We start from the raw sequence: 26,975 nt of genomic DNA on the forward strand, positions 1-26,975 counted from the left end.
AACTCGACCACCTGCATGCGACGGGGCCTCCAACCGAGGTCTGCATGTCTTCCATCGCCCCCGCCCATCCGCCTGCTCCGTCCGTTCTGGCCGCGCCGTCCACCGTCGTGCACAAGTTCGGCGGCACCTCAGTGGCCGACGCTGAGCGCTATCGCCATGTTGCCGGTCTGCTGCTGGCCCGCCCCGAGTCGTTGCAGGTCAGCGTGGTCTCGGCCATGAAGGGTGTTACCGACGCGCTGATCGAACTGGCGCATCTGGCAGCCCAGGGCGATGCCGGCTGGCAGGAAGCCTGGCATGCACTGCGCGCGCGCCATCGCGGTGCCGCAGTAGCGCTGCTGGGTGAGCAGGTGGGCGACACCGTGGACTGGATCGATGCACGCTTCGACCAGCTGGCAGAGGTGTTGGCCGCCCTGGCGGTGATCGGTGAACTGCCGCGCGAAGTGCTCGACCGCGTGCAGGGCCTGGGCGAAGTGTTCTCCGCACAGTTGCTTGGCACACACCTGCGTGCGCTGGGTGAGGACTGCGCGGTGCTGGATGCGCGCGATGTTCTGGTGGTCGGTCATGGAGAACTGGGCGTGGATGTCGACTGGGATGCCAGTGCCGGCCGCCTTGCCGCGTGGCGGCTGCAGCACCCGCAGCTGCGCGTGGTCGCTACCGGTTTCGTTGCGCGCGATCGCCAGGATCGCGTCACTACGCTGGGCCGCAACGGCAGCGACTACTCCGGTGCGATCTTCGCCGCATTGTTCAACGCCGATGAACTGCATATCTGGACCGACGTCGACGGTGTGCTGTCGGCCGACCCGCGGCTGGTGCCGGAGGCCGTGCAGCTGCACGCGCTGAGCTACGACGAGGCCTGCGAACTGGCCTACTTCGGGGCCAAGGTGGTGCATCCGCAGACCATGTCACCGGCGATCAGGCTGGGCCTGCCGATCTTCATCCGCAATACGTTCCACCCCAGCCATCCGGGTACCCGCATCAGCGCCGAGCGCTCAGCACGTGGCCCGGTGAAAGGACTGACGCTGAGCGCGGATCTGGCCCTGCTGAACCTGGAAGGCACCGGCCTGATCGGCGTGCCGGGTACCGCCGAACGCGTGTTCGCCGCGCTGCGCCAGGCGCAGGTCTCGGTGGTGATGATCTCGCAGGGGTCTTCCGAACATTCGATCTGCTGTGTGGTCCGTGCTGGCGAAGCGGGGCGTGGTCGTGATGCCGTGGTGCAGGCGTTCTCGCACGAGCTGGCTGCAGGCCAGGTGCAGCGCGTGCAGGTCAGCGAGGGCGTCAGCGTGCTGGCCGCGGTCGGCGATGGCATGGCGGGCCAGCCGGGCGTGGCCGCACGGCTGTTCGAATCGCTGGGGCGCGCACAGGTGAACATCCTGGCGATCGCGCAGGGGTCGTCCGAACGCAACATCTCGGTGGCGGTGGCCAGCGCCGATGCGACCCGCGCGCTGCGTGCCGCACATGCCGGTTTCTGGCTGTCGCCGCAGACGTTTGCGGTGGGTGTGATCGGTCCGGGCAATGTCGGTGCGGCGCTGCTGGACCAGCTGCTGGCCGCGCGCCCGCAACTGCTGGCCAAGGCCAACGTCGATCTGCGCCTGCGCGCACTTGCGTCACGCTCGCGCATGCGCCTGGAGGCCGATGGCCTGCATAAAGACTGGCGGCAGGCTCTGCAGGACGCCGGACAGGCCAGCGACCTGGACCACTTCACCGAGCACCTGCTGGCCGCGCATCTGCCGCATGCGGTGGTGATCGACTGCAGTGGCAGCGCCGAGGTCGCCGAGCGCTATGAAGGCTGGCTGGCCGCAGGCATCCATGTGGTGACCCCGAACAAACAGGCTGGTGCTGGGCCGCTAGCACGCTACCAGCGCATCCGCGCGGCGGCCGCCGGCAGTGGCGCGCGCTTCCGCTACGAGGCCACGGTGGGTGCCGGCCTGCCGGTGATCACCACGCTGCGTGACCTGGTGGATACCGGCGACGAAGTGCTGGCGATCGAAGGCATTTTCTCCGGCACGCTGGCCTGGTTGTTCAATCGCTTCGACGGCAGCCAGCCGTTCTCGGAACTGGTCGCACAGGCGCGTTCGATGGGCTACACCGAGCCGGACCCGCGCGACGACCTGTCCGGTGTGGATGTTGCGCGCAAGCTGGTGATCCTCGCCCGTGAGGCCGGTCACGCACTCAGCCTGGAGCAGGTGCAGGTGGAGAGCCTGGTGCCGGCGCTGCTGCGCGAGGGAAGCGTGGACGACTTCATGGGGCGCCTGGGCGAATCGGACGACGCGCTGTCGGCACGGCTGCACGACGCCCGCCAGCGCGGTGCGGTGCTGCGCTATGTCGCACGGCTGGGGCCGGATGGTGCCTCGGTCGGCCTGCAGGAGCTGCCGGCCGACCACGCGTTCGCCAACCTGCGGTTGACCGACAACGTGGTGCAGTTCCGTACCCGCCGCTACTGCGACAACCCACTGGTGGTGCAGGGCCCGGGTGCGGGTCCGGAAGTCACCGCTGCCGGTGTGTTCGCCGATCTGCTGCGGGTGGCGGCCGGCGAAGGGGCGCGCCTGTGATCGCACGCGCCTTCGCGCCCGCATCGGTGGCCAACGTGGCCGTGGGCTTCGACATCCTGGGCCACGCCATCGCCGGTATCGGCGATACGGTGAGCGTGCGCCGCATCGACGAACCTTTGGTACGCATCGACGCCATCCGCGGCAGTGCGGTCGAGCTGCCGCTGGAAGCCGCCGGCAACACCGCTGGCGCGGCGCTGATATCGCTGCGTGAGGGGCTGGGACTGGGCTTCGGTTTTGCCATCGAGATCGACAAGGGCATTCCCTTCGGCTCCGGCATGGGCGGATCGGCCGCTTCCTGCGTAGCCGCGCTGGTGGCGGCCAATGCGCTGTTGGACGTACCGCTCTCGCGCGAGGCGCTGTATCCGTTCGCACTCGATGGTGAAGCGGTGGCGAGCGGTGGTCGCCATGGCGACAACGTCGGCCCGCTGCTGTTGGGGGGCGTGGCGCTATGTACGGCTGATCGCCTGGTGCCGGTTCCGGTGCCGGCCAGCTGGCACAGCCTGCTGGTGCATCCACATGCGGTGCTGGAAACCCGGCGTGCGCGGCAGGCGCTGCAGGGCAGCTATGCGCTGGGCGAATTCGTTGCGCAGAGCGCCAACCTGGCGCTGGTATTGAGTGGTTGCCATCGCAGCGATGCATCGCTGGTGCGCGCCGGCCTGCGCGACGTGCTGGTGGAGCCGCGGCGGGCGGGCCTGATCGTTGGCTTCGACGCGGCGCGTGACGCCGCACTGGCCGCAGGTGCGATGGGTGCGGGCATTTCCGGTGCCGGGCCCAGCGTATTCGCCTGGTTTGAAGATGCCGACCAAGCGCGCGCGGCAGCGGAACCGGTGCGTGCGGCCTTCGCCGCTGCCGGTTTCGACAGCGATGCCTGGGTGTCGCCACTCGATGCCCCCGGAGCCCTTTTGTGCTGAATTCTTCCTCCCTACCGGATATCGATCCCATGCAATTCGTTTCGACCCGTGGCCAGTCGCCGGCTGTTGGACTCAGTGCGGCCATCGCCGCCGGTCTTGCACCCGATGGTGGGCTGTACGTGCCGCAGGTGCTGCCGGCACCGCGCACGCTGCAGGCCGGTGCGACCCTGGCCGACACCGCGGCAGACCTGCTGGCGCCTTTCTTCGATGGGGATGCGCTGGCCGATGCCTTGCCATCGATCTGCCGTGAGGCCTTCGATTTCCCCGTGCCATTGCGTGCGCTGGGCAACAGTGGTGATCACGTGCTGGAGCTGTTCCATGGGCCGACGGCCGCATTCAAGGACATCGGTGCGCGCTTCCTGGCCGGTGTGCTGTCGCGGTTGCAGACCGGCAAGGACCGCGATCTGACCATCGTGGTGGCCACCTCCGGTGACACCGGAGCGGCGGTCGCGGCAGCCTTCCACCAGCAGCCGGGTGTGCGTGTGGTGGTGCTTTATCCCGATGGGCGGGTGTCGCCGCGGCAGGCGCATCAGCTTGGCTGCTTCGGCGACAACATCCAGGCGCTGCGGGTGGCCGGTTCGTTCGATGATTGCCAGGCGATGGTGAAGCAGGCACTGGCCGATCGTGATCTGCAGGCGCGGGTGCCGCTGAGTTCAGCCAACAGCATCAGCCTGGGCCGGCTGCTGCCGCAGATGAGCTATTACGCGCATGCGGCGCTGACCCATCACGCGCAGCATCAACGGCGATTGAACCTGGTGGTGCCGACCGGAAATCTTGGCAACGCCATGGCGGCGGTGCTGGCACGCGCACTGGGCGTGCCGATCGGGCAGATCGTGCTGGCGACCAATGCCAATGCGGTGCTGCCACGCTACTTCGGTGGCGATCAATACCAGCCCGCGTCCAGCATTGCGACCGTGGCCAACGCCATGGATGTCGGCGCTCCCAGCAATTTCGAGCGGCTGCGCTGGCTGTACCACGGCGACGATGCCGAGCTGCGGGCGGCGTTCCGTGCTTCTGCAGTGGATGACGTGACCATCCGCGCGACCATCGCCAGTGCCCATGCCAGCGACGGTGAACTGTTCTGCCCGCACACGGCCACGGCGCTGAAGGTGCTGCAGGATCTGCGCGCGGGCGGCGCCAAGGGCAATTGGGCGGTGGTCGCTACCGCGCACCCTGCCAAGTTCGAGGCGGTGGTGGAACCGTTGATCGGCGAAACGGTGGCGGTGCCGCCGGCATTGGACGCGCTGCTGCAGCGTCCAGCGCATGCCGAGCCGCTGGCGGCCGATTACGCGGCGTTGCGCGCGGTGCTGATGCGTTGATTGGAGGTCTCTGCGGTTGCCGGCCAGCGGCCGGCAACCCGATACCGATCAGGCACTCAGCCCTGCACTTCACCGGCCAGACTGCGCAGTCCATCCTCGTCGAGGATCTCAACGACGCTCAGATGGGGCAGGGCGATCAAGCCCTGCTGGCGCAGCTTGGTGAAGGTGCGGCTGACCGTCTCCATGGTCAGGCCCAGATGGTCGGCGATGTCGCCGCGCCCCATTGGCAGCGAAACGCGCAGGCCATCCCCGCCCAGCCTGGCCTCGCGCGCGGCCAGGCGAAGCAGGAAATCAGCGAGTTTTTCCGCCGGTTGCAGGCGTGCCAATGCCAGCGCGGCATCCTGTGCGGCATCCAGTTCCTGGCAGGCGCGCTGCAGCAGCTTGCGCTCAAGGTGCGGATAGCGCGCACGCAGGCCCTTCATCTGCGGCAGGGCGACGCGACAGACGCGGCTGTCGGCGATGGCCTCGATGTCGTAGCGATGGTGGTCGCTGCCGCTCAGGCCCAGGTAATCGCCGGGCAGCACGAAGCCATTGATCTGGCGGCGGCCATCGGCAAGCGTGCGCACCAGCCGCAGCGCGCCACCGGTCAATGTATAGACGTGCTGGCGCTCTTCGCCGCTGCGGGCGAGGGTGCTGCCCATCGTCACCTGCTGCGACACGGTCACCTGCTCCAGCGCCTGCACTTCATCGGGAGACAGCGCCGAGCACACCGCAAGGTGGCGAACCGAGCAGTGCAGGCAGTCCAGCGTGGCGCAGGACGGCGCGGCGGGGTCGTTGGTGGCGGGCGGAGCGCCGGAAGGCCGGGACATGTTGCGTGGGCGTATCGCGGGCGGGGGAGGGCTTTATGATACTTCAAGCGGCCGTTGGACCCCTTATCTCCGGCTGAGCGATGCGGGGCGCTAGAATGTCGCCCCCTCCCACGTCCCCGTTCCCGCAGGAGTTCCGCCCGTGATCAAGCCCCGTACCCCGCCCGGCACCCTTGAACTGCTGCCGCGCGAGCAGATTGCGTTCCAGCGCATGCTGGACGTCATCCGCCGCAACTACGAGCGCTTCGGGTTCCTGCCGGTGGAGACGCCGGTGTTCGAGCTGTCCGATGTGCTGCTGACCAAGTCCGGCGGCGAGACCGAGCGCCAGGTGTATTTCGTGCAGTCCACCGGCGCGCTGGCCAACGCCGCCGAATCCGGTGACCGTTCGCTGCCGGAGATGGCGCTGCGCTTCGACCTGACCGTGCCGCTGGCGCGGTACGTGGCCGAGCACGAACACGAGCTGACCTTCCCGTTCCGTCGCTACCAGATGCAGCGCGTGTACCGCGGCGAGCGTGCGCAGCGCGGCCGCTTCCGCGAGTTCTACCAGTGCGACATCGACGTGATCGGCAAGGACAGCCTGAGCGTGCGTTACGACGCCGAAGTGCTGGCGGTCATCCACGCGGTGTTTGCCGAACTGCGCATCGGTGACTTCAGCATCCAGCTGAACAACCGCAAGCTGCTGCGCGGCTTCTTCGAGAGCCTGGGCGTGGCCGAAGGCGAGCGCCAGCTGGCGGTGCTGCGAGAAGTGGACAAGCTGGACAAGCGTGGCCCCGACTACGTGCGCGACACGCTGGTGGGCGAGGGATTCGGTATTCCGGCCGAACAGGTCGAGAAGATTCTTGCCTTCGTCGCCGTGCGTTCGCAGGGTCATGCCGATGCGCTGGCGCAGCTGGCGGCACTGGAAGCCGGCGCCGGTTCGTCGGAGATCCTGCGTGCCGGCGTGGCCGAGCTGCGCGAAGTGCTGCAGCTGGTGCAGGCGCTGGGCGTGCCGGAAACCGCGTACTGCCTGAACTTCTCCATCGCGCGTGGCCTGGATTACTACACCGGCACGGTGTACGAGACCACGCTGACCGACCACCCGCAGATCGGTTCGATCTGTTCCGGTGGCCGTTATGAAGACCTGGCCAGCCACTACAGCAAGTCCAGGCTACCGGGCGTGGGCATTTCCATCGGCCTGTCGCGCCTGTTCTGGCAGCTGCGCGAAGCTGGCCTGATCGAGGGCATCGAGGCCAGCAGCGTGCAGGCGCTGGTGGCGCTGATGGACGAGCAGGGCATGCCGCAGTCGCTGGACATTGCCCGCCGCCTGCGCGCCGGTGGCATCAACACCGAAGTGCAGATGGAGCCGAAGAAGATCGGCAAGCAGTTCCAGTACGCGGCCAAGGCGGGTATCCGCTTCGTGGTGTTGGCGGGCGAAGACGAACTGGCGCGCGGCGTGGTGGCGGTGAAGGACCTGCTGCGCGAGCAGCAGTTCGACGTATCCCGCGACGAGCTGGCCAGCACCCTGCAGGTGGAGCTGGAGCAGTCGCGGGTCATGGCGTGAAGCCTGCCGCCGCAGGGGCGCTGATGCTGCTCCTGCTGGCGGGCTGCCAGAGTGATCCGGCGCTGCGCAGCACCAGGATCGGCCCGGCGCACTACCAGCTGGTGGTTGATCGCTGCCATGTGCTCGACCGGGCGCAGCTTGAGCAGGATCTGCATGCCTTGGCCGAGCGCGCGTGCCCGGGCCGGGCCGGGGCGCTGCACAACCTGCAGTCCCATCCCAGCCGGCAGGGCAGCCTGTTCGGCGAATGCCTGCGGCGCGGCGCGCTGCAGGCGGAGGTCCGCTGTCTGCCCTGAGCGGGGCCACGTCCATCGCGGCATCCGAACGCCCACCGCCTGGTGGGCGTTTTCGTTTCCGCCGCCTGAACGGGCCTGCCGGCACCTGATCGGCCCTTTGACGCAGTGCGCAAGAATGCGTTAATGTACTAACACGCTATTACATTGATGCAAGAGTCCTGCCCGTGAAAGCCCGCCCCGACATCGCCGCCAAAGACCCGCAAGCCGATCTGGACGCCCTGGCCCGAGCCTTTGCCGCCCTGCGCGAGCCGGAACAGGTGGTCGCCTTCCTGCGTGACCTGTGCACGCCGGCCGAGCTGGAAGCCATGGCCGACCGTTGGAAGGTGGTGCCGCTGCTGCAGCAGGGCATGCCGTACCGCGAGATCCACGAGCGCACTGGCGTCAGCGTGACCACCACCGGACGGGTGGCACGCACGCTCGAGCATGGCCATCGAGGCTATGCCGCTGCCGTCGACCGCCTTGCTTCGCGCTGATCCGCGCCCTGTTCCGAACTTCGAGACCTCCCCCATGAGTGCAACCCAGGCAGCGCCGGCGCGAGACCGGCTGCGTATCGCCATCCAGAAGAGTGGCCGGCTGGCCGAACCCGCCCGCAATCTGCTCAGTGCCTGCGGCCTGAGCTGGCGCGAGAGCCGCGACAAGTTGTTCTGCTACGGCGAATCGTTGCCGGTGGACCTGCTGCTGGTGCGCGACGACGACATTCCCGGCCTGATCGCAGATGGCGTCTGCGACCTGGGCATCGTCGGCCGCAACGAACTGGACGAGCAGGCCGCTGCGCGTCGCCAGATCGGCCTGCCGGATGCCTACCAGGCGCTGCGCGGGCTGGGCTTCGGACAGTGCCGGTTGATGCTGGCGGTGCCGGAAGAGTGGCAATGGCAGGGGCCCGCGCAACTGGCCGGCACCCGCATCGCCACCAGCTATCCGGCCATCCTCAAGCAGTGGCTGGCCGCGAAGGGCGTGGATGCGCAGGTGGTGGAACTGTCCGGCTCGGTTGAGATCGCGCCGCGCTTGGGCACCGCCGATCTGATCTGTGATCTGGTCTCCAGCGGCGCCACCCTGCGCGCCAACCAGCTCACCCCGGTGCACAACCTGCTCGACAGTGAGGCCGTGCTGGCCGGTGCGGTGCGCATTCCCGATGATGCCCGTGGTGCCCTGCGCAGCATGCTGCTGCGTCGCCTGGACGGTGTGGTGCAGCGGCAGGACCGCAAGCTGCTGATGTTCCGCGCCAACGAGGACCGCGTCGACGCGCTGGCACAGTTGCTGGCCGATGCCGAGCCACTGGTGCGTTTGCCTGCCGATGGCGGTGCATTGCGCCTGCAGACCATGTGCCCCGGTCCGTTGACTTGGCAGCGCATGGAAGAACTGGAGCGCGCCGGCGCCCAGGGCCTGATGGTACTGAGCGTGGAGCGGTCGCTGGCATGAATCGTCTTATCTGGTCGCAACTTGATGAGGCCGCGCGCAGTGCGGCGCTGACCCGCCCGGTGCAGACCGTGGCGCAGCAGACCCGTGATGCGGTGGCCGCGCTGATCGCGCAGGTACGTACACAGGGCGACGCCGCACTGCGCGCGATCACCGCGCGCTTCGATGGCGTGGACCTGCAGGATTTCGAAGTCTCCGACAGCGAGTTCGCCGCTGCCGAAGCAATGGTGCCTGCCGCGCTGCGCCAGGCCATGGTCGAGGCGGCCGAGCGCATCACCCGCTTCCACAAGGCGGGAATGGGCCAGGGCTATGCGGTGGAAACCGCGCCGGGTGTGGTCTGTGAGCGCATGCTGCGGCCGATCGGCCGGGTTGGCCTGTATGTACCGGCCGGCAGTGCGCCATTGCCGTCCACCGCGCTGATGCTGGGCGTGCCGGCGCAGCTGGCCGGTTGCCCACAGGTGGTGCTGTGCACGCCGCCGCGTGCCGATGGTACGGCCGATCCTGCAGTGCTGGTGGCCGCGCGCCTTACCGGAGTGCAACGTGTGTTCAAGCTGGGCGGCGCGCAGGCGATCGCGGCGATGGCCTATGGCACCGGGAGCATCCCGGCGAGCGACAAGCTGTTCGGGCCCGGCAACAGTTTCGTCACCGAGGCCAAGCAGCAGGTGGCGCAGGACGGTGCCGCCGCCATCGACATGCCAGCCGGTCCCTCGGAAGTGCTGGTGATCGCCGATGCCGGCGCCAATCCGGCGTTCGTCGCCGCCGATCTGCTGTCGCAGGCCGAGCACGGCCCGGATTCGCAGGTACTGCTGCTGACCGATGACGCGGCGATGCTGCTCGCCGTCGAGGCCGAAGTCGAACGCCAGGTGGCCCTGCTGCCGCGGCAGGACATCGCCCGCCAGGCACTGTCGGCGTCGCAGTTGATCCAGGTTGAATCGCTGGTGGATGCGTTTGCGATCAGCAACCGCTACGCCCCCGAACACCTGATCCTGGCCCTGCGTGAACCGCGCGACTGGCTGGGCCAGGTGCAGGCGGCCGGTTCGGTGTTCCTCGGCGACTACACGCCGGAAGCACTGGGCGACTACTGCAGCGGCACCAACCACGTGCTGCCCACCGCCGGTGCCGCGCGTGCCTACAGCGGTGTCAGCGTGGCCAGTTTCCAGAATCTGATCAGCGTGCAGAGCGCGAGTGCCGCCGGCTTGGCCGCGATCGGTGGCTGCGCGCGCATCATCGCCAGCGCCGAAGGGCTGGACGCGCACGAACGTGCCGTGGCGCTGCGCATGGAGGTGGCCGCATGAGCGCGGACATCGACGGCGTGCTGGCCTTGGTGCGCTCGGATCTGCAGGCCTTTGCCGGCTACAGTTCGGCGCGCAGCAGCGCTGTGCAGGGTGAAGTGTGGTTGAACGCAAACGAATCGGCGTGGGCCAATCCGGCCGATGCCACCGGCGGCAGCCGTCGCTACCCGGAGCAGCAACCGGCTGCGCTGCGTGAAGCGCTGGCGTCGCTGTACGACGTGCAGCCGCAACAGCTGCTGGTAGGCCGTGGCAGCGACGAAGCGATCGATCTGCTGGTGCGCGCCCTGTGCGTGCCGGGCCGCGATGGCGTGCTGGTGACGCCGCCGGTATTCGGCATGTACGCGGTCTGCGCGCGGTTGCAAGGTGCACCGTTGATTGAAGTCCCACTGATCGATGATGAAGAGGGCCTGCGCACGGACCTGGATGCGGTGATTACCGCTGCGAAGGGGCAGGGCGCCAAGCTCGTTTTCCTGTGCGCGCCGTCCAATCCTGCCGGCAGCGATATCGCGCTGGCGGAGATCGAGCGCGTGGCTGTTGCCCTGCGTGGGCAGGCACTGGTGGTCGTGGATGAGGCCTATGTCGAGTACGCGCAGCGCGCCTCGGCGACCTCGCTGCTGGCCACGCACGCCAACCTGGCGGTGCTGCGCACATTGTCGAAGGCGCACGCACTGGCTGCCGCGCGCCTCGGCACCCTGATCGCCGCGCCGGAACTGATTGCCGTGCTGCGTCGCTGCCAAGCGCCATACCCGGTGCCGACGCCGTGCGCCGAGCTGGCCGTGCAGGCACTGCAGCCGGCTGCGCTGGCACGCACCGCCGAACGCGTAGCCACGGTCATCGCTGAGCGCGAGCGCCTGGGCACCGCGCTGGTTGGCCTGCCGGGCGTCCGTCGCGTGTACGCCTCGGCCGGCAACTACCTGCTGGTCCGCTTTGCCGATGCCCAGGCCGCATTCGACACGCTGCTCGCTGCGGGCGTGGTGGTGCGCGACCAGCGCGCTGCGCCGCTATTGGGCGATGCACTGCGCATCAGCATCGGCAGCCCCGAGGAGAACGACCGCGTGCTTGCGGCCCTGTCGGCACGGAGGGCTGCGGCATGACGCCCATCCTGTTCATCGACCGCGACGGCACCCTCATCGAGGAACCGGCGGATTTCCAGATCGATGCCTACGAAAAGCTGCGCTTCGTGCCGCAGGTGATCCCGGCGCTGCTGAAGTTGCGCGATGCCGGTTACCAGTTCGTGATCGTCACCAACCAGGACGGCCTGGGCAGCGAAGGCTATCCGCGCGCCAGCTTCGATGGCCCGAACGACCTGATGCTGCAGATCTTCGAAAGCCAGGGCATCGTCTTCCGTGATGTGCTGGTCGATGCCAGCTGGCCGCACGAGAACGCGCCGACGCGCAAGCCCGGCATCGGCCTGATGACCGCCTATCTGCAGGACCGCAGCATCGACTGGGCGCGCTCGGGCATGGTCGGCGACCGCATCACTGACCTGCAGTTCGCCGACAACCTCAACATTCGTGGCTTCCAGCTGCGCACCGAGCAGTTCGGCGGCGAATGGGACTGGCCGGGCATCGCCCACGCACTGGCCGATGCGCCGCGTACGGCGCTGGTCCAGCGCAATACCAGGGAAACGAAGATCCGTGTCGAACTGGATCTGGATCGTGCCGGCGATGCGCACATCCACACCGGCCTGCCATTCTTCGACCACATGCTGGAACAGATCGGCAAGCACGGTGGCTTCGCTCTGGACATCCGTGCCGAGGGCGACCTGCACATCGACGAACACCACACCATCGAAGACACCGGCCTGGCGCTGGGCCAGGCCCTGCGCGAAGCACTGGGGGACAAGCGCGGCATCGGCCGCTACGGTTTCACCCTGCCGATGGATGAAACCCTGGCCAGCGCTGCGCTGGATTTCAGTGGCCGCCCGTATTTCGTGTTCGAAGGCGAGTTCAAGCGCGAGCGCGTGGGCGACATGCCGACCGAGCTGGTCCCGCACTTCTTCCGCTCGCTGTGCGATGCCAGCGGCCTGAACCTCAACCTGCAGGTGCGTGGCGACAACGACCACCACAAGGTTGAAGCCTGCTTCAAGGCATTGGCACGTGCGTTGCGTCCGGCGCTTGCGCGGCAGGGCACCGCGTTGCCGACCACCAAGGGGGCGCTGTGAGCGAGGTTGTGCTGATCGATGCCGGCGGCGCCAACCTGGGCTCGGTGCGCTACGCATTGGAACGGCTCGGTGCCACGGTGAAGCTGGTCCGCGACCCTGCTGGCCTGGCCGGTGCACGACGGGTCATCCTGCCCGGCGTCGGTGCGGCTGGCCCCGGCATGCAACGCCTGCATGCGCAGGGCCTGGTCGAGCCGCTGCGCCAACTGCAGGTGCCGCTGATGGGTATCTGCCTGGGCATGCAGTTGTTGTTCGATCGTTCCGAGGAGGCCGGCGTGGATACGCTTGGATTGATCCCCGGGGTGGTGCGCAAGCTGGTGCCGGCCTGTGGCATCCGCGTGCCGCACATGGGCTGGAACCGGCTGCTGCCGCTGCGCCCGTCGCTGCTGCTGCAAGGGGTGCCCGAGCGCGCCAGTGCGTATTTCGTGCACAGCTACGCCGCGCCGCTGAACAGCCATACCGTTGCCGCCTGCGACCACGGTGGGCTGTTCACCGCCGTGGTCGAGCAGGGTCGCTACTTCGGCGCCCAGTTCCATCCAGAGCGTTCCGGCGATACCGGCTCGCTGATGCTGCGCAATTTCCTTGAGGGCACCGCTGCATGAGTTTCATCGTCTATCCCGCGCTGGATATCCGTGATCGCCGGGTGGTGCGGCTGCGCCAGGGTGACTACGCGCAGGAAACCCACTATGGCGACGATCCGTTGCCGCGTGCGCAGGCATTCGCGACGCAGGGCGCACAGTGGATGCACCTGGTCGACCTGGATGCCGCACGTGCCGGTGGCTATACGCTGGCGCCGTTGTTGGCGGCGATCCGTGTGCAGACCCCGCTGCAGGTGCAGACCGGTGGTGGCGTACGTGGCCGCGACGACGTGGCGCGCATCCTCGATGCCGGCGCCAGCCGCGTGGTGATCGGGTCATTGGCGGTGCGCGAACCCGAACAGGTGATCGGCTGGCTGGCCGAATTCGGCCCGGAGCGGCTGACCATCGCCCTCGATGCACGCCAGGACGCGCAGGGACAGTGGCAGTTGCCGGTGCACGGCTGGACCGAAAACGCAGGGGTGACCCTGGATGCGCTGGCCGAACGCTACGCGCAGGCGGGCATGCGCCACCTGCTGTGCACCGACATCGCCCGCGACGGCATGCTGGCCGGCCCCAACATCAGCCTGTATCAGCACCTCGCAGCATTGCTGCCGGGCGTGGCGGTACAGGCGTCGGGCGGTATCCGCGACGTGGCCGACGTGGCGGCGGCGCAGGCCGCCGGCTGCGGCGGTGCGATTCTCGGCAAGGCGCTGCTGGAACAGCGGATGGACCTGGCGGAGGCGCTGGCATGCTGAGCCGCCGCATCATTCCCTGCCTGGACGTACGCGATGGCCGCGTGGTCAAAGGCGTGCGCTTCCGCGATCACGTCGACATGGGGGACATCGCCGAACTGGCCCAGCGCTATCGCGACCAGGGTGCCGACGAGCTGGTGTTCTATGACATAGGCGCCAGCCCGGAGGCGCGTTCGGTGGACGTGGCCTGGATCGAACGCATCGCGCGCCTGATCGATATCCCGTTCTGCGTGGCCGGTGGCATCGACCGCGTGGAGACGGCGCGCCGCGTGCTGTTCGCTGGTGCGGACAAGATATCGATCAACTCACCCGCGCTGGGCCGCCCGGAACTGATCACCGAACTGGCTGAAGAATTCGGCGTGCAGTGCGTGGTGGTGGGTGTCGACTCGGTGCGCGAGGAAGACGGCCAGTGGCGCGTGCGCCGATTCAGCGGCGATCCGGACAAGACCCAGGCGGTGCCGTTGCGCACGCTGGACTGGATCGTCGAGGCGCAGCGCCGCGGTGCCGGCGAGATCGTGCTGAACTGCATGGACAGCGATGGCGTGCGCCGCGGCTACGACGTGGAGCAGCTGCGGCAGGCGCGTGCGCTGTGCCAGGTGCCACTCATCGCTTCCGGTGGTGCGGGTGCGATGGAGCACTTCGCCCAGGCCTTCGACCAGGCCGACGTTGACGGTGCGCTGGCGGCCAGCGTGTTCCACAGTGGCGCCATCGCCATTGCCGACTTGAAGCGCTACCTGCGCGAGCAGCAGATCGAGGTACGAGATGTCTATTGACGTGCGGCCGTCGCCGCAGGCGCTGGAAACGCTGGACTGGGACAAGGGTGATGGACTGTTGCCAGCCGTGGTGCAGGACGTCGACACCCTGCAGGTGCTGATGCTGGGCTACGTCAGCGCCGAGTCGCTGGCAGCGACGCTGGCGATCGGACACATGACCTTCTTCAGCCGCAGCAAGCAGCGCCTTTGGACCAAGGGCGAGCAGTCCGGCAATGTGCTGGTGGTGCAGTCGATCAGCGTCGATTGCGATGCCGATACGCTGCTGGTGCTGGCACGCCCGGCAGGCCCAACCTGCCACACCGGTGCGGAAAGTTGCTTCGATGGCGCTCCGAAGGACTTCCTCGGTGGCCTGGACCAGCTGGTCGCCGTGCGTGAGGCGCTTCGCCCTTCCGGCAGCTATACGACGTCGCTGTTCGAGGGCGGCATCCGCCGCATCGCGCAGAAGGTGGGCGAGGAAGGCGTGGAGACGGCGCTGGCCGGCGTGGCGCAGGGCGATGAAGCACTGCTCGGTGAGGCCTCGGACCTGCTGTACCACCTGCTGGTGTTGCTGCGCGCGCGCGGGCTGTCGCTGGAAGATGCCCGCGACGTGCTGGAAAAGCGCCATCGTTGAACATCGTTGAACAAGGTGTGCGGACCAACGGTCCGCACCTACAATATGGGGTCTCTTTTGCCCGGACCGCCCCCATGAAACTGCCTGCCGCCTGGCTGTGCTGCCTGTTGCTGACCTCGCCGGCCTGGGCCGCGGACACCGTGGTCAGCGGCAAGGTCTATCTGGAGCGTGACGGCAAGCCGGGCCGCGGTGCGACCGATCCGGGTCTGGCTGGCGTGCAGGTGTCCAATGGCGAAACCATCGTCAAGACCGACGCCGACGGCAGCTACAGCCTGCCGGTGCGTGACGGCCAGACGGTCTTCGTGATCAAGCCCGATGCCTATTCCTTCCCGAAGGCCGCCGACGGCCTGCCGTCGTTCTGGCGGCACTACCGGCCCAACGGTTCGCCTGCGCTGAAGTACGGTGGCATTGCGGCCACCAGTGACGTCGCCCGCAACTGGGACTTCGCCCTGCAGAACGACCGGCATGACAGTCGCCGTGGCTTCCAGATGCTGGTGTTCACCGATTCGCAGACCGCCAGCCTGCAGGACATCGGCTACTACCAGCAGTCGATCGTGGCGCCGCTGGTGGGGCAGACCAAGGCCCGCCTGGGCACTACGCTCGGTGACATCGTCAACGACGACCTGACCCTGTACCCGGCGATCAACAAGGTCACCACCGAGCTCGGCGTGCCGTGGTTCCACGTGCCCGGCAACCACGACCTGGATTTCGACGCGGCCAATGATGCGCATTCGCTGGACAGCTGGCGCAACATCTACGGCCCCGATACCTATGCAGTGGAAGAGGGCGGTGCCAGCTTCGTGTTCCTCGACGACGTGGTGTACGACCCCAATGCCAAGTCGAAGTATGTCGGTGGCCTGCGCGAGGATCAGTTCGCCTTCCTTGCTGCCTATCTGAAGGGCCTGCACAAGGACCGCCTGCTGGTGCTGGGCATGCACATTCCGCTGTTCGATGCGGCACCGGGTCGCGAGACCTTCCGCCATGCCGACCGCCAGCGCCTGTTCGACCTGCTGAAGGACTTCCGCAACGTGCTGGTGCTCAGCGGCCACAGCCACACCCAGCAGCACGTCTACCACGGCAAGGCTGACGGCTGGCAGGGTGCCAGGCCGTTGCACGAGTACAACGTCGGTGCCAACTGCGGTGCGTTCTGGTCGGGCGTGAAGAATGCCGCCGGCGTACCGGACAGCACCATGAGCGACGGCACGCCGAAGGGCTATGCGCTGCTGGACGTAGCCGGCAACGGCAGCTACCGCCTGCAGTACCGCGTGGCCGGTGCGGCAGCCAGCGAGCAGATCGGCCTGCATGCGCCGAAGGTGCTGCGCAAGGGCGCGTACCCGGCGTGGGGTATCTACGCCAACGTCTACATGGGCGAGGATGCCAGCGTGGTCGAGTACCGCGTCGATGGTGGCGCCTGGCATCCAATGAAGCAGGTCAGCCAGCCTGATCCGCGGCTGATGGTGGAGAACGTCGCCGACGATCTGGCCTCCACGCTGCGCGGCTACGACCGTTCGCCGGAAGCCACTGCTTCACCGCACCTGTGGCGTGGTGCGTTGCCGACCGATCTGGCCGTGGGCAGCCACAAGGTCGAGGTGCGTTCCACCCAGCCGGATGGTGCGGTGTTCACCGCCAGCACCAGCTACAGCCTGCAGACCGCGCAGCCCTGAGCGCGGGCCGGGCTGCCCTCACGAACTTCCATCACGAAAGGACGCAGCATGGATATCCGCTTCATGGCCGGCACCACGCCAGTCACCCTCAGCCGCCACTGGTTTACCGGCGCGATGATGCTGCAGAGCGCCAGCGAGAAGGTATGGGTGCAGCATCCGCTGCATCCGGGCACGCACTTCTCGTTTTCGCTGGTACAGTCGTGGCAGCGCCATATCGCCGGCCACGAAGTGCTGGTGGAGCGGACCCGGCCGCTGCTGTTCGCCGGGTTCCGCCCGCAGCGCCTGCGGGTGCTGGTGGACGGCGTGCAGGTGGCCGAGCAGGAAGGCATGTGACCCCGGGCGCCGCTGTCGCCGCGCTAGGCAAAGGACGGCCGATGCCTGAGAATCGGCACGATTCAATCGATCCAAGCAGGCCAGCGTGAACGTTGCAGCAGTGTCCCCGGTTCCATCCGAACCCGCCCGCAGCGGCGTTCCCCGCAGCCTTGTGGTCGCCGATGTCGGTGGTACCTTCGCCCGCCTGGCGCTGGCCGAGACAGTGCCGGGGCAGGCGCCGCGGCTGGGCAGCTACCGCACCTACGCCTGTGCCGACCACCCCAGCCTGGCGGCGATCCTCGCCGATTTCACCGCCAGCCTCGGCCAGCCGATGGCCAGCGCTGTGGTGGCCATCGCCGGCCTGCTCGATGGCGATACCCTGATCAACGCCAATCTGCCGTGGACGGTTTCGCTGTCGGCAACGCGCCGCGAGTCGGGCCTGCCCGACCTGCAGCTGATCAATGATTTCGAAGCGGTGGCGCTGGCCATTCCGTACCTGCAGGCCGACACGCTGGTGCCGCTGAACGGCGACGCCGATCCGGCCAAGACGTTCCCGGCGCTGGTGCTGGGGCCCGGCACCGGCCTGGGTGCGGCATTGCGCTTCGCCGATGGCGAGCGCCCGGTGCTGGCCAGCGAGATCGGCCACGCTGCGTTGGGCGCCGGCAACGCGCTGGAACTGCACGTGCTGGGCCAGTTGCTGCAGCGCTGGCCGCACGTGGACAACGAGCGCGTGCTGTCCGGCAGCGGCCTGATGAACCTGTATCCCTGCCTGTGCGAACTGCGCGGCGTGGCGCCGCAGTGGACCAGCACCGAAGCGCTGATCGCAGCTGCGCGGCAAGGCGACGATGCGCTGGCGGTGGAGACCCTGCAGGTGTTCTGTGCCTGGCTGGGCAGCCTGGCCGGCGACGCGGCGATCGCGGTGGGGGCGCGTTCGGTGTATCTGGCCGGCGGCATTTCCACCCATGTGCAGGACTTCCTGGCCGACGGCCGTTTCCGTGAGCGCTTCCTCAACAAGGGCGTGCTGACCGACGTTCTGCGGCAGGTGCCGGTGTGGCGGGTCGAACATGGCCAGCTGGGCGTGCTCGGTGCAGCGGCCTGGCACGCAGCGCGGGCGCCCGCGCACGATTGATCGGCGCTGCCGGCATCGGGCCGGCGGGCGCAGCATGCAGACGGAGGCGAAGATGGTGGATCGCAGGCAGTTCCTGCAGGCCGGTGCACTGGCCGCAGGTGTGGCAGCGTTGCCGGTGGTGAAGGCGCGCACGCAGGGCGGGGCCAAAGTGGTATCGACCTGGGACTTCGGCGTGCCGGCCAACCAGGCCGCGTGGAAGGTGCTGGCGCAGGGCGGCAGTGCGCTGGATGCGGTGGAAGCCGGTGCGCGCTGGGCCGAGAGCGAGCTGTGCAACCCCACCGTCGGCCATTGCGGCAACCCGGACCGCGACGGCGTGCTGAGCCTGGACGCCAGCATCATGGATGGTGACGGCCGCTGTGGCGCGGTCGCTGCGCTGGTCGACATCCTGCATCCGGTGTCGGTGGCCCGCAAGGTGATGGAGAACAGCCCGCACGTGCTGCTGGTGGGCGAGGGCGCCCAGCAGTTCGCCGTGCAGCAGGGCTTCGAGCGCCAGCACCTGCTGACCCCGAAGGCCGAAGCGGCGTGGCGCGAATGGTTGAAGACCGAGAAGTACGCGCCGCAGATCAATGCCGAGCGCCGCGGTCTACCCGGCAACAGCGACAACCACGACACCATCGGCATGCTGGCGCTGGATGCCAAGGGCAATCTGGCCGGTGCCTGCACCACCAGCGGCATGGCCTGGAAACTGCACGGCCGGGTGGGCGACAGTCCGATCATCGGCGCCGGCCTGTACGTGGACAACGAAGTGGGCGCCGCCACCGCCTCGGGGGTGGGCGAAGAGATGATCCGCAACGCGGCCTCGTTCCTGGTGGTCGAGTTGATGCGCCAGGGGCGCTCGCCGGCACAGGCCTGCCGCGAGGCGATCGACCGCGTGGTGCGCAAGCGCCCTGAAGCGAGCAAGACACTGCAGGTCTGCTTCCTGGCCATGAACAAGCAGGGTGAGGTGGGCGCTTACGCGCTGCATCGCGGCTTCGTCTATGCGGTGTGCGATGCGCAGCGCCAGGACGATCTGCGCGATTCACCGTCGATCTATACGAGCACGCAGGCGTGAGCGCGCGCCTGACGCTGGAGATCGCCAGCAACTCGGTGGCTTCGGCGTTGGCTGCGCAGGCCGGTGGCGCAGATCGCATCGAACTGTTCGACAACCTTGCCGAAGGCGGTACCACGCCGTCGTTTGCCAGCATCGCCATCGCCCGCGAGCGGCTGCAGATTCCGTTGTTCGTGCTGGTGCGGCCGCGTCCGGGGGATTTCCACTACGACGCGCTGGAAACCGAGCTGATGCTGCGCGACATCGCCCAGTGCCGCGCACTGGGCTGCGATGGCGTGGTGATCGGTGCGCTGGATGCGCAGGGCGATATCGACCTGCCGCTGTGCCGCGAACTGCTGCGCGCGGCCGGCCCGTTGCAGGTGACCTTCCACCGTGCCTTCGATGCCGCGCGCGATCTGCCGGCGGCGCTGGAGCAGGTGATCGGGCTGGGCTGCCAGCGGGTGCTGACCTCCGGCGGCCAGGCCAGCGCCGACGCCGGTGCCGACGTACTGGCCGCGCTGGTCGCACAGGCGGCCGGCAGGATCAGCGTCATGGCCGGCGCCGGGCTGGGCCCGGGTAACATCGCCGCCGTGGCGCGGCAGACCGGCTGCCTCGAACTGCACGCCTCGGCCAAGGGGCAACGACGCTCGGCCATGCAGTTCCAGAACCCGGCCCTGCGCGGTCTGGATCCGGACTGGAGCCAGACCGCGACCGCCACCGTGGCCGCATTGCGGCAGGCGCTCGACGCCTGAGAGCCGCCGGGGGGGCGGATCCCTTCGCAGAAGGGCTCTGACCCCGGCCAGACGCTATCGGGTCAGAGCCCCTCTACGAGAGGATCCGACCCGGGTACCAAGTTCGCCACGGACAAAACCGTTCTGCGCGCGAGTGTCGTGATCGTGTCATCGACATCTGATTTGCATTGGCAACGATGTTTCGCAACCCGTTGATTCAATTGCCTACCGGCAGCCGATAGTGACACGCAGCGGTCGGATGCTGCGTCGCCGCATGCTGGGCGCGGTTCAGCTGTGCTTTAGTTTGGATCGATCCACAGGGGAGGGTGATCGAATCGAGATGGATCGATTCAACGCCCGGGATCGCCATCCGACCGCGCGCCCACCATCCAAGAGCAACCACCCATGGCTCAGTTCGTCCGCAACCGTCGTCATCTGCTGTCCCAGGCCCTCGTGCTTGCCTTGCTGCCCTTCGCAGCGGGCGCACAGGAAGCGGCCACGTCGTCCACCAAGGACCTCGATGCCGTCACCGTTACCGGCTCACGCATCAAGCGCGCTGGCGTCGAGGGCCCAGCCCCGGTCAACGTGATCACCGCCGCACAGATCCAGAAGGAAGGCTTCGTCACCGTCTACGACGCCCTGAAGACGCTGACCGAAGCGACAGGCACCGTTGAGGCGGCATCGCAATGGGGCTCGCACACGCCCAATGCGAGTGGCCTGAACCTGCGCGGCATGGGCCCCAACCGCAGTCTGTTGCTGGTCAATGGCCGCCGCGTGGCCGACTACCCGCTGCCCTATGGCGGCGAGACGAATTTCTCCAACTACAGCAACATTCCTGCCGCTGCCGTGGAGCGCATCGAAGTGCTGACCGGCGGCGCATCGGCGATCTATGGTTCGGACGCCATCGCCGGCGTGGTCAATGTCATTCTGAAGACCAACTACGACGGCGACGAAGTGCGCGTGCGCGGTGGTACCTCCACCGAAGGCGGCCGCGATACCTGGGACCTGTCCTGGGCAGGTGGCAAGACCGGCGACAACTGGAGCGTGACCTATGCCCTGCAGTACACCAAGCGCGATCCGCTGTTCGGCCGCGACCGGCCGCAGATGGACGACGCTGACGATGCGCTGTACCCGTCCTGGAATATGGAACAGCGCAAGGTCGGTTTCCGTCCCACCGCAGGCCTGGCGCTGATCGACCCGAGCAACGGCCAGCGCCTGGCGCCGCCGGACGGCACCTGCGAGAAATTCGCTGGCGAGTACTACACCGCCGATCGGCTGGTCTACAACTACAACGCCAATACAGTGAGCAACACCGGCCGCCTGTGCGGCATGAGCGCCGACTACGCCAACTGGCTGCTGACCGGTGGCTCGGAGAACGTGTCGGGCAATCTCTATGGCACCTTCGATTTTGGTGACGGCCTGCAGGCCTGGAGCAGCCTGGCGGTGTACCGGTCCGAGGCGATCTGGGGCACCAACCCACCCAGTGTTTCGTTGATCGACGATGCCAACGGTTACTACTGGGACGCCAACCGCAATCGCCCGGTGCTCGGCGTGCGCCAGTTCACCCCTAATGAAGTCGGTGGCCTGGGCACGCTGCGCAATACCAACCGCGAGTTGTCGTGGGATATCAGCGCAGGCCTGCGCGGGCGCTTGGCCGAACGCTTCGACTGGAGCGCCACGGTTGGCCGTTCCTACTACCGCGTTGAAGAGCGGCAGAACGTGGTGGACGAACAGGACTCGTACGACTTCTTCCTCGGCCCACGGCTGGGCACCACCGGCGACGGTGAGGCCATCCATGCATTGAACGAGTCGCGCTGGTGGAACCCGGTCACCCCGGACCAGTACTGGCAGATGGGTACGGTCGCGAAGAATCGCGCGTCGTCCTACGTCAACCAGGCCTCGGCCGACATCACCGGTGAACTGTTCCAGGGTTGGGCCGGGCCGATTTCGTTCGCGGCAGTGGCCGAAGTGGCCAAGCAGGGCTATCACCTCAGCCCGGACCCGCGTGCCGGCATCGATTTCGACCTGCAGAACGTTGATCGTGGTGGTGGTGAGCGCACCCGCTATTCGGCCGGTGTCGAGTTCAAGATCCCGTTGGTCGACAGCCTGATCGCCACCGCGGCGGCACGCTACGACCGTTATGGCAGCTACAAGGCCGACGGCGGCGGCGAGGCGCTGGATGTCGGCAGCCAGAAGGAAACCACCTGGAACGCTGGCCTGGAATGGCGTCCGTTCGAGTCGCTGCTGGTGCGCGGCTCCTACGCCACCAGCTTCCACGCGCCGGACATGCACTACCTGCTCGGCCAGGCCAGCAGTTCCGAAGTGCTGACCTACGATCGCCTGCGCTGCATCGAGAGCGGCGCCTATCTGGTCAACAACTGCGGCGTGGGCAATACCGATGTCTGGTATGCGTTCGACGTGAACCGTCGGGGGACGCCGTTGCTGCGCTCGGAAACCGGCGATTCGTGGACGGTCGGCTTCGTCTGGGACGTGCTGCCGAACCTGTCGATGAGCGCGGATTACTGGGCGATCAAGCTGGAGGACATGATCGTCGACGTCGGTGCGGACGAGGTACTGGCCAGTGAGGCCGGCTGCCTGACCGGCAAGAACATGGACGGCACGCCCTGGGCGAACCCGGCGGGTGACGCGTACTGCGCCGGCATCCTCGCCCGCGTGAATCGTGACAGCAGCGGACGGTTGGTGTCGATCGAGCGCGGGCCGTTCAACCTGGCCAGCCGTGAAGTGCGTGGTATCGATCTGAGCGCGCGCTATCGGCTGGAGACGGCCGCATGGGGCAGCTTCCAGCTGGGGGTGAATTACACCAACCAGATCTCGACGAAGGAGCAGCGCTACGCCAACGACCCGAACCCCGAGCGCCGCGACCGTGACCTGCGCAGCAAGCTGCGCGCGAGCCTGGCCTGGCAGGGAGGAAACTGGAATGCGAACGTGTATGCCGACCGCATCGGCTCGGTGCCGGGTGTGCGCTACCACTGGGGCACCGACCGCCTGGACAACCCTGGCGGCTGCCTGCCCTTCGCCGATGGCTACGTGCCCAGTGACAGCCCGTCGCTGAACTGCCTGGAGCCTGCCACGCGTCCGGACGGATCGGTCAATCCGAACCCGAATGCGGGGCAGCAGACGGCGCGCTATTACGGCCGGGTCGGGCCGTTCATCACCTGGAATTTCAACATCGGCTACCAGGTGACCGAGTTCATGAAGGTCAATCTGTATGTCAACAATGCCTTCAACGCGACCAGCTGGAACCACAAGGACCCGTACAAGGTCGACTACGATTTCGCCCCGACGCGTCTGCTGGGTGCGGTGGGGCGTGAGTTCGCGCTGGAGTATGTGTTTACGTTCTGAGGGACGGCGGCGCCGGGCATGACCCGGCGCCAGCCACAGGGTGCCGGGCAGCCACGCATGGCGTGGCTCTACTGGGCGAGCGCGGGATGCCGGGCAGCCACGCATGGCATGGCTCTACTGGGCGTGGGCGGGATGCCGGGCAGCCACGCATGGCGTGGCTCTACTGGGCGAGCGCGGGATGCCGGGCAGCCACGCATGGCGTGGCTCTACTGGGCGAGCGCGGGTGCCGGGCGGCCACGCATGGCGTGGATCTACTGCAAAGCCGCAGTAGAGCCACGCCATGCGTGGATAGGCTGTCGGCGGGAGATGGTGGATTTGACCTTCCCACGATGGCAAGGTCTAGGCTGGTCACCTCTCCAGATGGAACCAGGGAAACCAGGCCATGAGCACCTCCAGCGTTACAGCCGTCCCCGGGACGGCTTCCACCCTCAGCCTGCCAATCGAAGGCATGACCTGCGCCAGCTGTGTTGGCCGGGTCGAAGCGGCCCTGGCCAAGGTCGAGGGGGTCGCCAGCGTGTCGGTCAACCTGGCCACCGAACGTGCGGACATCCGCTCCTCTGGCCCTCTCAACCGCGACGCCCTGATCCAGGCGGTGGAAAGCGTGGGCTACGAGGTACCGGCGGCGACCACCGAACTGGCCGTGGAAGGCATGACCTGCGCGTCCTGCGTCGGCCGCGTGGAGCGCGCGCTGCTGGCGGTGCCGGGCGTCAGCCAGGCCAGTGTCAACCTCGCCACCGAACGTGCGACCGTGCGCGGCGTCGCCGGCATCGACGCACTGGCAGCGGCGATCGACAAGGTCGGCTACGCGGCGCACGCGATCGATGGCGGCACCCAGGTCGATGAGGAAGCGGCGGAAAAGAAGGATGCCGAGCGGGGGGCGCTGAAACGCGACCTGATCCTGGCCAGCGTGCTGGCGGCCCCGGTGTTCGTGCTGGAAATGGGCTCGCACCTGATTCCCGGCATGCATCACTGGGTGATGTCCACGATCGGCATGCAGGCCAGCTGGTACCTGCAGTTCGTGCTGACCACGCTGGTCCTGGCCATTCCCGGCCGGCGCTTCTACCAGAAGGGCTTCCCGGCGCTGCTGCGCCTGGCGCCGGACATGAACTCGCTGGTGGCGGTGGGCACCGCCGCGGCATTCGGTTATTCGGTGGTGGCCACCTTCATCCCGCGCCTGCTGCCAACGGGCACGGTGAATGTCTACTACGAAGCGGCGGCGGTGATCGTCGCGCTGATCCTGCTCGGCCGGTTCCTGGAGGTGCGCGCGAAGGGCCGCACGTCGGAGGCGATCAAGCGTCTGGTCAACCTGCAGGCCAAGGTGGCGCACGTCAGCCGTGAGGGTCGCATCGTCGATATCCCGATCAGCGAGGTGCTGCTGGGCGACCTGCTGGAAGTGCGTCCGGGCGAGCGCGTGCCGGTGGATGGTGAGGTGACCGACGGTCGCAGTTTCGTCGACGAATCGATGATCACCGGCGAGCCGATCCCGGTGGAGAAGTCGGCCGGCAGCGGCGTGGTCGGCGGCACCGTCAACCAGAAGGGCGCGCTGACCCTGCGTGCGACGGCGGTGGGCGGGCAGACCATGCTGGCGCAGATCATCCGCCTGGTTGAACAGGCGCAGGGCTCCAAGCTGCCGATCCAGGCCGTGGTCGACAAGGTGACGCTGTGGTTCGTGCCGGCGGTGATGCTGGCGGCCCTCGCTACCTTCCTGGTGTGGCTGATCTTCGGACCGTCGCCGTCGCTGACCTTCGCGCTGGTCAACGCCGTGGCCGTGCTGATCATTGCCTGCCCGTGCGCGATGGGGCTGGCGACGCCGACCTCGATCATGGTCGGCACCGGCCGCGGCGCCGAGATGGGCGTGCTGTTCCGCAAGGGCGAGGCGCTGCAGCTGTTGAAGGACGCAAGGGTGGTGGCGGTGGACAAGACCGGCACCTTGACCGAAGGCCGTCCGCTGCTGACCGACCTGGAGATCGCCGACGGCTTCGATCGCGCGCAGGTACTGGCACGGGTGGCAGCGGTGGAATCGCGCTCGGAGCATCCGATCGCCCGCGCCATCGTCGAGGCGGCGACGGAGGAGGGCATCGCGCTGCCGGCGATGGCTGATTTCGAGTCGGTGACCGGCATGGGCGTGCGTGCCACCGTCGATGGCGCACGCGTGGAAGTGGGCGCCGATCGTTTCATGCGTTCGCTGGGCGTGGACATCGGCAGTTTCACCGCGCTGGCCGATCGCCTGGGCAATGAAGGAAAGTCGCCACTGTATGCCGCCCTCGATGGCCGCTTGGCGGCGATCATCGCAGTCTCCGATCCGATCAAGCCGAGTACGCCGGCCGCCATTGCCGCCCTGCACCAGCTTGGCCTGAAGGTGGCCATGATCACCGGTGACAACGCCGCCACCGCACAGGCCATCGCCCTTCAGCTCGGCATCGATGAAGTGGTGGCCGAAGTGTTGCCGGAAGGCAAGGTGGAGGCGGTGCGCCGGTTGAAGGCAGCTTACGGGCAGATCGCGTTCGTTGGTGATGGCATCAACGATGCGCCGGCGCTGGCCGAGGCTGATGTCGGCCTGGCCATCGGCACCGGTACCGACGTCGCAGTAGAGTCGGCCGACGTGGTGCTGATGTCGGGCAACCTGCAGGGCGTGCCCAACGCCATCGCGCTGTCGAAGGCGACCATTGGCAACATCCGCCAGAACCTGTTCTGGGCCTTTGCCTACAACACCGCATTGATCCCGGTCGCGGCCGGTGCGCTGTATCCGGTATGGGGCGTGTTGCTGTCACCGGTGTTTGCCGCCGGTGCCATGGCCCTGTCCAGCGTGTTCGTGCTCGGCAATGCGCTGCGCCTGCGGCGCTTCCAGGCGCCGATGGCGGACGCGTCCCAAGCGGCCCACTGAAGGAGCGATTGAATGAACATCGGTGAAGCATCGAAGGCCTCCAGCGTGTCGGCCAAGATGATCCGCTATTACGAGCAGATCGGCCTGATTCCGCCGGCTGAGCGCACCGGCGGGGGCTATCGCGCCTATTCTCAGGCCGACGTACATCGGCTGCGTTTCATCCGTCGCGCGCGAGATCTCGGCTTTTCGGTGGCCGAGATCACCGACCTGCTGGGCCTGTGGAACGACACCTCGCGCCACAGTGCCGACGTCAAGCGCCTGGCCGAGCAGCACATCGCTGATCTGCAGCAGCGCATCGAGAGCATGCGGCAGATGGCCGACACGCTGCAATCGCTGATCAGCTGCTGCGCCGGCGATGATCGCCCCGAGTGCCCGATCCTGCAGCGGCTGGGCGACGGCGAAGAGGGCGCTGCGCCGATTGCAGCGCCCGCAGGGGCAGTACGCAGGCGCGCGCGCAGAACCTGACCAAGGCAGACAGAAAAGAAAATGCCCGCCCCGGCAATTGCATGGGGCGGGCATCGTTCATGCAATCGGCCGCGTGATCAGGCCGTGCGCGGCGGGAAACCCGCTTCGGTCAGCGCCGCGACGATCTGCGCTTCGCTGGCCGAGGTCTGCACCTGCACGCGGCGGCTGGCCGGATCGGCCGACACGCTTGCCGCCGGGTCGACCAGCTCGATCGCCTTGGTCACGCTGCGCGCGCAGCCACCGCAGGTCATGCCTTCCACATGGAATTCCATCTGTAGCTCCTTTGATGCTCTGGGGGTGGAGCCAGTGTGCACGTTCCAACGATGGCAGGGTCAAGCGATACGCTGAACAAAAACGGCAGCCACCTGTACCAGCGCGGCTGCCGTGGAGGATCGTCCCC

At 67.6% G+C, this 26,975-nt stretch carries 24 protein-coding genes; 22 read left to right on the forward strand and 2 right to left on the reverse strand.

The features are described from left to right. Nucleotides 1–44: 44 nt before the first annotated feature. Genes thrA through thrC form a run of 3 tightly spaced genes read left to right on the forward strand, consistent with a single transcriptional unit; the run spans nucleotide 45 to nucleotide 4,779 of the window. Complete coding sequence (gene thrA / locus WKB25_RS07795; RefSeq protein WP_340569834.1) at nucleotides 45–2,549, forward strand: bifunctional aspartate kinase/homoserine dehydrogenase I; 2,505 nt, start codon at nucleotides 45–47, stop codon at nucleotides 2,547–2,549. Beyond that, nucleotides 2,546–3,460, forward strand: coding sequence for a homoserine kinase (locus WKB25_RS07800; protein WP_340569835.1), 915 nt, complete (start codon nucleotides 2,546–2,548; stop codon nucleotides 3,458–3,460). The genes thrA and WKB25_RS07800 overlap by 4 nt, the downstream gene beginning before the upstream one ends. 29 nt (nucleotides 3,461–3,489) lie before the next feature. Beyond that, nucleotides 3,490–4,779, forward strand: coding sequence for a threonine synthase (thrC, locus tag WKB25_RS07805; protein ID WP_340569837.1), 1,290 nt, complete (start codon nucleotides 3,490–3,492; stop codon nucleotides 4,777–4,779). A gap of 56 nt (nucleotides 4,780–4,835) precedes the next feature. On the opposite strand, the gene WKB25_RS07810 is transcribed toward thrC, so the two are convergent. Continuing rightward, nucleotides 4,836–5,588: a helix-turn-helix domain-containing protein gene (locus WKB25_RS07810; protein WP_340569838.1), complete on the reverse strand. Its 753-nt coding sequence runs from the start codon at nucleotides 5,586–5,588 to the stop codon at nucleotides 4,836–4,838. A gap of 139 nt (nucleotides 5,589–5,727) precedes the next feature. On the opposite strand from WKB25_RS07810, the gene hisS reads away from it, so the two are divergent. From hisS to cueR, 19 genes are all read left to right on the forward strand, one after another. Continuing rightward, nucleotides 5,728–7,125: a histidine--tRNA ligase gene (gene hisS / locus WKB25_RS07815; protein WP_340569839.1), complete on the forward strand. Its 1,398-nt coding sequence runs from the start codon at nucleotides 5,728–5,730 to the stop codon at nucleotides 7,123–7,125. Nucleotides 7,126–7,148: 23 nt separating this feature from the next. Beyond that, entirely contained in the window at nucleotides 7,149–7,418 is a 270-nt protein-coding gene (locus tag WKB25_RS07820) for a hypothetical protein (protein WP_340569840.1), read from the forward strand. 164 nt (nucleotides 7,419–7,582) lie between these two features. Then, nucleotides 7,583–7,891, forward strand: coding sequence for a YerC/YecD family TrpR-related protein (locus WKB25_RS07825; protein WP_340569841.1), 309 nt, complete (start codon nucleotides 7,583–7,585; stop codon nucleotides 7,889–7,891). 34 nt (nucleotides 7,892–7,925) lie between these two features. After that, complete coding sequence (gene hisG / locus WKB25_RS07830; protein ID WP_340569842.1) at nucleotides 7,926–8,837, forward strand: ATP phosphoribosyltransferase; 912 nt, start codon at nucleotides 7,926–7,928, stop codon at nucleotides 8,835–8,837. Beyond that, nucleotides 8,834–10,129, forward strand: coding sequence for a histidinol dehydrogenase (gene hisD / locus WKB25_RS07835; protein WP_340569843.1), 1,296 nt, complete (start codon nucleotides 8,834–8,836; stop codon nucleotides 10,127–10,129). Before hisG ends, hisD begins: the two co-directional genes overlap by 4 nt. Beyond that, nucleotides 10,126–11,220 (forward strand): histidinol-phosphate transaminase, encoded by a 1,095-nt coding sequence (gene hisC, locus WKB25_RS07840; protein ID WP_340569844.1) that lies wholly within the window; start codon nucleotides 10,126–10,128, stop codon nucleotides 11,218–11,220. The genes hisD and hisC overlap by 4 nt, the downstream gene beginning before the upstream one ends. Beyond that, entirely contained in the window at nucleotides 11,217–12,290 is a 1,074-nt protein-coding gene (gene hisB, locus WKB25_RS07845; RefSeq protein WP_340569845.1) for a bifunctional histidinol-phosphatase/imidazoleglycerol-phosphate dehydratase HisB, read from the forward strand. The genes hisC and hisB overlap by 4 nt, the downstream gene beginning before the upstream one ends. Further along, a complete protein-coding gene (gene hisH, locus WKB25_RS07850) occupies nucleotides 12,287–12,889 on the forward strand; it encodes an imidazole glycerol phosphate synthase subunit HisH (protein WP_340569846.1) in 603 nt (200 codons plus the stop codon). Before hisB ends, hisH begins: the two co-directional genes overlap by 4 nt. Beyond that, on the forward strand, nucleotides 12,886–13,620 hold the full coding sequence (gene hisA, locus WKB25_RS07855) for a 1-(5-phosphoribosyl)-5-[(5-phosphoribosylamino)methylideneamino]imidazole-4-carboxamide isomerase (protein WP_340569847.1): 735 nt from the start codon (nucleotides 12,886–12,888) through the stop codon (nucleotides 13,618–13,620). The genes hisH and hisA overlap by 4 nt, the downstream gene beginning before the upstream one ends. Beyond that, nucleotides 13,614–14,390, forward strand: coding sequence for an imidazole glycerol phosphate synthase subunit HisF (gene hisF, locus WKB25_RS07860; RefSeq protein ID WP_340569848.1), 777 nt, complete (start codon nucleotides 13,614–13,616; stop codon nucleotides 14,388–14,390). Before hisA ends, hisF begins: the two co-directional genes overlap by 7 nt. Continuing rightward, complete coding sequence (gene hisIE, locus WKB25_RS07865; protein WP_340569849.1) at nucleotides 14,380–15,000, forward strand: bifunctional phosphoribosyl-AMP cyclohydrolase/phosphoribosyl-ATP diphosphatase HisIE; 621 nt, start codon at nucleotides 14,380–14,382, stop codon at nucleotides 14,998–15,000. The genes hisF and hisIE overlap by 11 nt, the downstream gene beginning before the upstream one ends. 74 nt (nucleotides 15,001–15,074) lie before the next feature. After that, entirely contained in the window at nucleotides 15,075–16,664 is a 1,590-nt protein-coding gene (locus WKB25_RS07870) for a calcineurin-like phosphoesterase family protein (protein WP_340569850.1), read from the forward strand. Between the two features lie 48 nt (nucleotides 16,665–16,712). After that, the gene (locus tag WKB25_RS07875; protein WP_025874818.1) at nucleotides 16,713–16,997 is read left to right on the forward strand and encodes a hypothetical protein; all 285 of its coding nucleotides are present in this window, start codon (nucleotides 16,713–16,715) and stop codon (nucleotides 16,995–16,997) included. A gap of 85 nt (nucleotides 16,998–17,082) precedes the next feature. After that, the gene (locus WKB25_RS07880; protein WP_340569851.1) at nucleotides 17,083–18,105 is read left to right on the forward strand and encodes a glucokinase; all 1,023 of its coding nucleotides are present in this window, start codon (nucleotides 17,083–17,085) and stop codon (nucleotides 18,103–18,105) included. 52 nt (nucleotides 18,106–18,157) lie between these two features. Continuing rightward, entirely contained in the window at nucleotides 18,158–19,156 is a 999-nt protein-coding gene (locus WKB25_RS07885; protein ID WP_340569852.1) for a N(4)-(beta-N-acetylglucosaminyl)-L-asparaginase, read from the forward strand. Next, nucleotides 19,153–19,884, forward strand: coding sequence for a copper homeostasis protein CutC (locus WKB25_RS07890; RefSeq protein WP_340569854.1), 732 nt, complete (start codon nucleotides 19,153–19,155; stop codon nucleotides 19,882–19,884). Before WKB25_RS07885 ends, WKB25_RS07890 begins: the two co-directional genes overlap by 4 nt. A 384-nt stretch (nucleotides 19,885–20,268) precedes the next feature. After that, nucleotides 20,269–23,226 carry a TonB-dependent receptor gene (locus WKB25_RS07895; RefSeq protein WP_340569855.1) on the forward strand — a complete coding sequence of 986 codons (2,958 nt, stop codon included), beginning with the start codon at nucleotides 20,269–20,271 and terminating at the stop codon, nucleotides 23,224–23,226. A gap of 382 nt (nucleotides 23,227–23,608) precedes the next feature. Then, nucleotides 23,609–26,110, forward strand: a complete 2,502-nt coding sequence (locus WKB25_RS07900; protein WP_340569856.1) for a heavy metal translocating P-type ATPase — start codon at nucleotides 23,609–23,611, stop codon at nucleotides 26,108–26,110. Nucleotides 26,111–26,122: 12 nt separating this feature from the next. After that, nucleotides 26,123–26,575 (forward strand): Cu(I)-responsive transcriptional regulator, encoded by a 453-nt coding sequence (gene cueR, locus WKB25_RS07905; RefSeq protein ID WP_340569857.1) that lies wholly within the window; start codon nucleotides 26,123–26,125, stop codon nucleotides 26,573–26,575. 77 nt (nucleotides 26,576–26,652) lie between these two features. On the opposite strand, the gene WKB25_RS07910 is transcribed toward cueR, so the two are convergent. Next, complete coding sequence (locus WKB25_RS07910; RefSeq protein WP_100465215.1) at nucleotides 26,653–26,847, reverse strand: heavy-metal-associated domain-containing protein; 195 nt, start codon at nucleotides 26,845–26,847, stop codon at nucleotides 26,653–26,655. Nucleotides 26,848–26,975 lie beyond the last annotated feature (128 nt).

It is taken from the genome of Stenotrophomonas sp. G106K1, from assembly GCF_037969685.1.
GTDB classification, from domain to species: domain Bacteria; phylum Pseudomonadota; class Gammaproteobacteria; order Xanthomonadales; family Xanthomonadaceae; genus Stenotrophomonas; species Stenotrophomonas lactitubi.